We start from the raw sequence: 6699 nt of genomic DNA, 5'->3' as shown, positions 1-6699 counted from the left end.
CCGCTCACCGAGTCCCCCCAGCGGAGACCCCCGCCGCCTCGCGCACGAGCTCCGCGATCTCCTCGACGGGCCGGTCCGCGTCCACCGTCTGCCAGCCGAACCGTTCTGCCCAGTCGTCCAGTACCCGCTGGACGCGGCTCTGGTGGGCGAGGAACGACTCGCGGGAGCAGGAGGGGTCGCCGCCGCATTCGTAGGGGAGGATCTCCTCGCCCTGCTTGCGCTGCCATGCCGTCTCCGGGGCGATGCGCAGGTAGAGGACCTGGTCGCAGGCGGGGAGTCCGGCGCCCACGGTCTCGACCCACGCGCGGTCGAGTCCGTTTACCACCTCGACCGCCGCGTGTTTCATCCAGTAGCCGTCGAGGAGGGTGACCGTGTCGGGGGAGGGTGCGGGGTCCCGGCCCTGGAGGGCCATGCAGGACGACCAGAGGAAGAAGAGGAAGCGCGCCGGGTTGGGCATCTCGGCGGCGGCGGTCCGGCCCAACTGGACGTCGGGGCGCAGGAGTCGGGCGGACGGATAGTGCTGGGGCTCGGCGACGATGTCCCAGCGGTCGGAGCGCCGCAGGGGACCGGCGGAGCCGGCCGTGAGGAGCCGCGTGACGGTGGACTTGCCCGCACCGTCGGACCCGACGAGGGCGATGAGCATGGGGGGACTCCTAGGAAGGTCAGGCCGTCAGGCGGGCGGTGAGCCCGGGTACGGCGGCCGGCCCGTCGGCGAACGGCGAGGGCGTGGAGCCGGGGAACACGAGGGCGGTGAGCCGGGGGACGGCGTCCAGCGCGGGCCACAGCCCGGGCCGGGAGACGAGCGCCTCGGTGAGTGCCCAGTCGGCGTCGTTGAGGCGCGCGGACAGCAGTGCGACGTCGAGGAGCTTGGCCAGCGGAAGGAACCCGCCGTCCGGCTTCCCGTCCAGCAGCGCACGGGCAGGGGTGCTCAACTGCGCCCACAGGTCGATGAGTTGATCGACGGGATGCAGCTCCCGCGCAGGGGACCCGCAGCGCACGGCACCGCGCGCCCGCTCCAGCACGTCGGCCATCGGCACCTCGGGCAGCCCGAGCGGCGCTTCGGGCAGGACAGTGCACAAGTCGACGTAGAACTCGGGCACTTCGGCCCGCAGCCCGGCCTTGCGGTAGGGCAGGAACTCCCCGTCGTCCCCCCGCCCGGGGCGCTCGCCCGTGGAGCCGTACGGCACGACCCGGTCCCCGTCGACGGCCAACTCCCCCTGCACGTACCCGAGTCGGGTGAGCGCGGCGTGCGCCCGCCCGGTGTCCTCGGGGTGCAGCGCGAGGTCGAGGTCGCCGATGCGCCGGGCGCCGGGATCGCCGTACACGCCCTCGGCGAGCATGAACCCCTTGCGGAGCGCGTACCGGACCTGATGAGACGTCAACTCGCGCTGTACGGCGCCGAATTCGTCGGCGAGGGCGAGGTTGCGGGCGCGGTTGGCGACGTACGCGGAGGTCGCCACCCAGGCGTGCGGGAGGGCGCCGACGCCCCGGTCGAGGTGGTGGCGGTGGACGTGCCGGCCGATCAGCGGGAGCAGCTTGTGCCGGGCGGCGGCCTCCAGGAACGCGGCGGGGTCGAGGTCCGGGTCGATGGCGAGGGCGCGGACGCGGTCCGGGTCGGGGGTGAGGGCGGCCAGCGCGAGCAGCAGCGTGTTCACGCGGTGCCCCCGATCCGCAGCATCACCTTGCCGGTGGCCGCCGGCGGGCGGTCGAGCACGGACATGGCCTCCTCGATGTGGTCGAGCGGGAAGTGGTGGGTGACCAGCGGGAGCGGGTCGAGGGTGCCGTCCGCTAGCCAGGAGATGACCCGGCGGAAGTCGTCGGGCACGGACAGCGAGGAGAACAGCACCCGGGCCTCGCGCCCGACGAGCGCGTTGAGGTCGGTGGGGACGGGCCCTTCGAAGTAGCTGACGACGACGATGGTCCCGCCGGGCCGGACGGCGGCGACGGCCTGGTCGAGGACGCCGGGGTACCCGGCCGACACGAACACCACCTCCGGCCGCCGCCCGCCGAGTTGACGGACGATCAGCTCGCCGACCTCGGCGGGGGAGGGTGATCCGGTCCGGGCGTCGACGTACCCCGCCGCGCCCGCCGCCTCGGCGAGCCGGGCCTTGGCGGGCCCGGCGTCCACGCAGACGGCCGCGCCGAACCCGGTCCGCCGGGCGGCCAGCAGGCAGCTCAGCCCGATCGTGCCGGACCCGAGGACGGCGACCGTGCGCCCGGCGCCGGGCCCGGCGAGGCGGACCGCGTGCAGTCCGATGGACAGCGGCTCCACCAGTGCGCCCGCCACCGGGTCGGTGCCCGGCGGGAGGCGGTGGGTCATGTTGCGGCGCAGCAGGACGTACTGGGCGAAGGAGCCCTGCCAGCCCTCGTGGCTGAGGTTGCGGCGGTCCGTGCACAGGTGGGGGGCGTCGCGCCGGCACTCGGCGCAGGTGTCGCAGGGGGAGAACGCCGCCGAGCAGACCAGGTCGCCGGCCGTGAACTCCCCGTCGTCCGCGCCGGGTCCGCCGCCCACGCGGGTCACCTCGCCGCAGAACTCGTGGCCCAGGACGACGGGCGCCACCTTGTAGGGGTGGGTGCCGCGCCAGGCGGCGAGGTCGGAGCCGCAGATGCCGGACGCCAGGACCCGGACCAGGAGTTCACCGGGGCCGGGCTCGGGCACGTCGAGCCGGGCGTGCGGGTCGAGGACGCGCGGCGCGGTCAGCAGTCCGGCGCGCATGGTGGGGGTGTTCATACGGGCTCAGCTCCCGGTGTGGATACGGGCGGCGACACGGCAGAGACGCACTCGATTCGCTGATGCAACGCACCAGTGGGGGGATCGGGTCGGTGTCGCGCTGAGTTCCATGATCTTGACGTGGGGTGACGCCTGTCAATGACAAGGGGGTGTTCTTCAGGATTTCCGAAGGCGCTCGCCAACGGCCGCCGGAACGAGGAAGGATACGGAAGGTGTCCGGAAGGATGCCGGACAGCGAACTTCGAGTGAGATCAATCCGGCATCTCTGGCGAAATTCCCGGAAAATCAAGGGGCATGACGGGCCGACGGACGGCTCGGCACCCCGCGGTACGCGGGAACGCCGAACCCGCCGTACGGCATCGGAAGCGGATTCCCCCCACCTGTTCCGCCCGCCCCGGACACGAGCCGAACGCGCCTCGGGCACCTGCTCCCGTTCCGGGCAGCAGTGTGCACATTGCCTTGGCGAATCACTGACAGAAGGTGTTCCCATGTCCCTGAAGCCCCCCTCAGCCCCCTCCTTCAGGTCCCTCCTGCGGCCCGGCCGGGCCCTGCGGGTGGCCGGCGCGCACAGCGCGCTCGGCGCCGTCCTCGCTGAGCAGGAGGGGTTCGACGCGATCTGGTCGTCGAGCCTGGAGATCTCGGCGTCCCGCTGCCTCCCGGACGCCAGCATCCTGACGATGACGGAGTATCTGGAGGCCGCCGCCCACATGCAGAAGGCGCTCGGCATCCCCGTCGTCGCGGACGCCGACACCGGCTACGGCAACAACCTCAACGTGGCCCACATGGTCCACGAGTTCGAGGACATGGGGATCACCGCCGTCGCCATCGAGGACAAGCTCTTCCCGAAGATCAACAGCTTCGCCGACGGCGACCAGACCCTGCTGTCGACCGAGGCGTTCGTCGCGAAGATCGAGACCGCCAAGCAGGCCCAGCGCGACGACGAGTTCTTCGTCATCGCCCGCACCGAGGCCCTCATCAACGGACTCGGCGTCGACGTGGCGCTGGAGCGCGCCCACGCCTACGCCGACGGCGGCGCCGACGCCGTCCTCATCCACTCCAAGAAGAGCACCAACACCGAGGTCGTCGACTTCGTCAAGCGCTGGGAGGGCCGTCTCCCGGTGGTCGTCGTCCCGACCACCTACCCGGACTGGAACATCGCCGAGGCCGAGGCGATGGGCGTCCAGGTGGTGATCTACGCCAACCAGGGCATGCGGGCCACGATCTCCTCCCTGCGGGAGACCTACCGCTCCATCCGGGATTCCGGCGACACCGTCGCCCTGGAGCCGAAGATCGCCTCCGTGGCCGACATCTTCAAGCTCCAGCGGCTCAAGGAGTGGCAGCAGCTCGGCGCCTGACCCTGGAGGCCGCCCGGCGTCCCGTCGGCCTTCCGCCCCGGAAGGCCGACTGTCTCGCGCGCGGGTCCGAACAATGCGGAACAGATGTCCGTTCGGGCATATTCGGACGCCGCACTCAGGCGGCGTGGTCGCGCCGGATTTCTTTTGCGGAATTCCGCAGGTTTTCCGTATCCGGCAATTTACCGAGCGGCGGCGGTGGCTGATTCTTCGTGAGCGTCGCCGTCAACGCCCGGAATGTCTGGACGCTCGGACTGTCGTCGTCACCGCGCCGGGCCAGCACACAGTTTTCCCAGGGCGCGTCGAGTATCGGCACGTACGCCGTTCCCGGCCAGGAGTGATAATGCGTGAACGATTCCACCGTGGTGGCCACCCCCGCCCCGCCCGCGACCGAGCGCAGGGCGTCGTACGGGGTGCGCACCACCGCGGGCGCGCCCTGTCTGGCCGGTGTCCCCCCGCGCGCGGGTGCGAAGTAGAAGTAGTCGGCGAACTCCCGGGGCACCTCGGTGACCGGCAGGAACGGCTCGTCCAGCACCTCGTCGACGGAGACCCCCTCGGTGCGCGCGTCCGCCAGCCGCGAGGTGGCGGAGACGATCGCGACCCGGGGCTCGGTCGTCAGCACGTCGTAGCGGATCCGCTCGTCCGTGGGCGCCGGCCGGATGAAGGCGACGTCCACCACCCCGTCCAGCAGCGCCGACTGATGGTCCTGGAAGTCGAGCTGGACGACGGAGAGCGGGACGTTCGGGCGCAGGTGCTGGAAAGCGGAGAGCGCGGAGGAGGTCAGCTCCCCCGCGCCGTGGCTCATCACCCCCACCCGCAGCCGGCCGGTGCGCGGCCCGCCGGGCTCCGTCAGATCGGCGAGGTCCTGGCGGGCCGCGTCCAGGGCGCCGAGGAGATGGCGGGCGTGGCCCAGCAGGCGCTGCCCCGCCGGAGTGAGCGAGACGGGGGTGCGGTGGAGTAACTGCACTCCGAAATCGGCCTCCAACTGCTTGATGTGCAGAGTGACCGACGGCGGGGAGAGGTAGAGCTTCTTGGCGGCCTTGCCGAAATGCCCTTCCTCTGCGACTGCCACGAAAGAATTCAGGCGTCGAAGATCCATGCCCGGGATATTAAAGCTTCAAGTTGTATACAACAAGCAGAGCATCGGTGATGGTGGGCTAAAAACTTGGGAAGGGCGGTAATAACCTTGCATACGCCAAGGGTTCGAGGGAAAAAGTGGCCGACGGACACCGCGCATTGGCGCAGGGCGGCACTCACTCTCGTCGCGATCGGCTGGACCGCCAACGAGTTCACCGTACTCCTCGACGTCTACCGCCGGCTCCTCGGCCTCCCCCAGAGCACCGTCGTCGGCGCGTTCGTCGTCTACGTCCTCGGCATCGTGCCCGGCATCCTGCTCGGCGGACCGGTCACCGACCGCCTCGGCCGCAAGCGCGTCGTGGTCGCCGCCATCGCCGCCTCCGGACTCTCCTCCCTGACCCTGATGGCGGGCTCCGGAATCACCGCGCTGCTCTTCGCGGGCCGGATGCTCGCCGGGCTCGCCATCGGCGCCGCCATGACCTCCGTCGCCGTATGGGCCCGCGAACTCCACGACCGGGCGGGCGAGACGGGCGACCCGGACCGGCCCGCCCGCCTCTCCAGCCTCTGCCTGTCCGCCGGATTCGCCCTCAGCGGCCTGACCTCCGCGCTCATCGCCCAGTGGCTGCCGCACCCCCTGCTCCTCGCCTACCTCCCCCAACTCGCCCTGACCGCCCTCGCGTTGGCCGCCGTCGCCCGCCTCCCGGACACCGCGGGACCTGGCGCGGCCCGCCCCGCCAGGAGCGGCGCGTGGCCCGCCGGGAGCGTCCGCCCGTTCCTGCGGTACGTCGTCCCCCTCGCCCCCTGGGTGTTCGCCGCGCCCACCATCGGCTACGTCGTCCTGCCCCACCTCGTCGCCGGCGCGGTCGGCGACCACGCCCTGCTCTACGGCGGGCTCGCGATCCTCGTCACCCCCGGCGGCGGCGTCCTCATGACCCCGCTGGCCCGTCGGCTGGCCGCCCGCGACCCGCTCGCGCCCGCGATCGCCGGGATGACGACGATCGCCGCCGGACTCGTCGCCGGGAGCTGGGCCGTCCGGCACGAGGACCCGTTCGCCGCGCTCGGCGCCTCCGCCGTCCTCGGCTGCGGATACGGGCTGTGCGCCGTCTACGGACTCACCCAGACCGCCCGGCTCGCGAGCCCCGACCGGCTCGCCGTCCTCACCGCCGTCTACTGGGCCCTCGCCTACACCGGGTTCGCCGCGCCCTTCGTCTTCGACCTCCTCAACCGCGGCCTGCCCGCCCCCGCCATCCTGCTCACCCTCGCCTCCCTCACCTTCGTGAGCCTCCTGCCGATGATCGGCCGCACCGCCCGCCGCCCCGGTCGGGCAGGATGAACCGCACCACGATCCGCCACGCGCAAGGAGCACCCCCCACGTGACCACCTCCCCCCGCAACCAGACGCTCAGCGGAGCCACCGACCTCGACCTCCCCGAGTTCGACACCCCGCCCGCCGACCCGGTCCCCCTGCTCCTCGACTGGCTGGAGAGCGCCGTCAAACGCGAGGTCCGCGAGCCGTACGCGGCCGTCCTCGCCACCGCCG

General features: G+C 72.0%; 6 protein-coding genes. 2 read left to right on the top strand and 4 right to left on the bottom strand.

What is annotated here, in order from left to right:
- Window positions 1-4: 4 nt before the first annotated feature.
- The 3 genes from AOK24_RS20050 to AOK24_RS20040 are packed head-to-tail and all read right to left on the bottom strand — an operon-like array spanning window position 5 to window position 2731.
- Complete coding sequence (locus AOK24_RS20050) at window positions 5-643, bottom strand: dTMP kinase (protein WP_055721438.1); 639 nt, start codon at window positions 641-643, stop codon at window positions 5-7.
- Between the two features lie 19 nt (window positions 644-662).
- Window positions 663-1655: a nucleotidyltransferase family protein gene (locus AOK24_RS20045; RefSeq protein WP_055721437.1), complete on the bottom strand. Its 993-nt coding sequence runs from the start codon at window positions 1653-1655 to the stop codon at window positions 663-665.
- The gene (locus AOK24_RS20040; protein WP_055721436.1) at window positions 1652-2731 is read right to left on the bottom strand and encodes a zinc-dependent alcohol dehydrogenase; all 1080 of its coding nucleotides are present in this window, start codon (window positions 2729-2731) and stop codon (window positions 1652-1654) included. The genes AOK24_RS20045 and AOK24_RS20040 overlap by 4 nt, the downstream gene beginning before the upstream one ends.
- 488 nt (window positions 2732-3219) lie before the next feature.
- Here AOK24_RS20040 and AOK24_RS20035 point away from each other — a divergent pair, with 488 nt between their 5' ends.
- The gene (locus AOK24_RS20035; protein ID WP_055721435.1) at window positions 3220-4086 is read left to right on the top strand and encodes an isocitrate lyase/phosphoenolpyruvate mutase family protein; all 867 of its coding nucleotides are present in this window, start codon (window positions 3220-3222) and stop codon (window positions 4084-4086) included.
- Between the two features lie 115 nt (window positions 4087-4201).
- Here the strand turns inward: AOK24_RS20035 and AOK24_RS20030 are convergent, their stop codons facing one another.
- Complete coding sequence (locus AOK24_RS20030; RefSeq protein ID WP_055721434.1) at window positions 4202-5182, bottom strand: LysR family transcriptional regulator; 981 nt, start codon at window positions 5180-5182, stop codon at window positions 4202-4204.
- Window positions 5183-5269: 87 nt separating this feature from the next.
- Between AOK24_RS20030 and AOK24_RS20025 the strand changes: the two genes are divergently transcribed.
- Window positions 5270-6493 (top strand): MFS transporter, encoded by a 1224-nt coding sequence (locus tag AOK24_RS20025; RefSeq protein ID WP_055721433.1) that lies wholly within the window; start codon window positions 5270-5272, stop codon window positions 6491-6493.
- The last annotated feature ends 206 nt before the right edge of the window (window positions 6494-6699 follow it).

Source organism: Streptomyces niveiscabiei (assembly GCF_001419795.1).
GTDB lineage: Bacteria > Actinomycetota > Actinomycetes > Streptomycetales > Streptomycetaceae > Streptomyces > Streptomyces niveiscabiei.
The sequence above is the reverse complement of the archived record's forward strand: the minus strand, read 5'-3'. Positions and strand labels throughout refer to the sequence as shown.

What these genes read in the sequence shown, in the direction of transcription:
- AOK24_RS20050 (WP_055721438.1), bottom strand. Translation starts at nt 643, where the DNA reads ATGCTCATCGCCCTCGTCGGGTCCGACGGTGCGGGCAAGTCCACCGTC.
- AOK24_RS20040 (WP_055721436.1), bottom strand. Translation starts at nt 2,731, where the DNA reads ATGAACACCCCCACCATGCGCGCCGGACTGCTGACCGCGCCGCGCGTC.
- AOK24_RS20035 (WP_055721435.1), top strand. Translation starts at nt 3,220, where the DNA reads ATGTCCCTGAAGCCCCCCTCAGCCCCCTCCTTCAGGTCCCTCCTGCGG.
- AOK24_RS20030 (WP_055721434.1), bottom strand. Translation starts at nt 5,182, where the DNA reads ATGGATCTTCGACGCCTGAATTCTTTCGTGGCAGTCGCAGAGGAAGGG.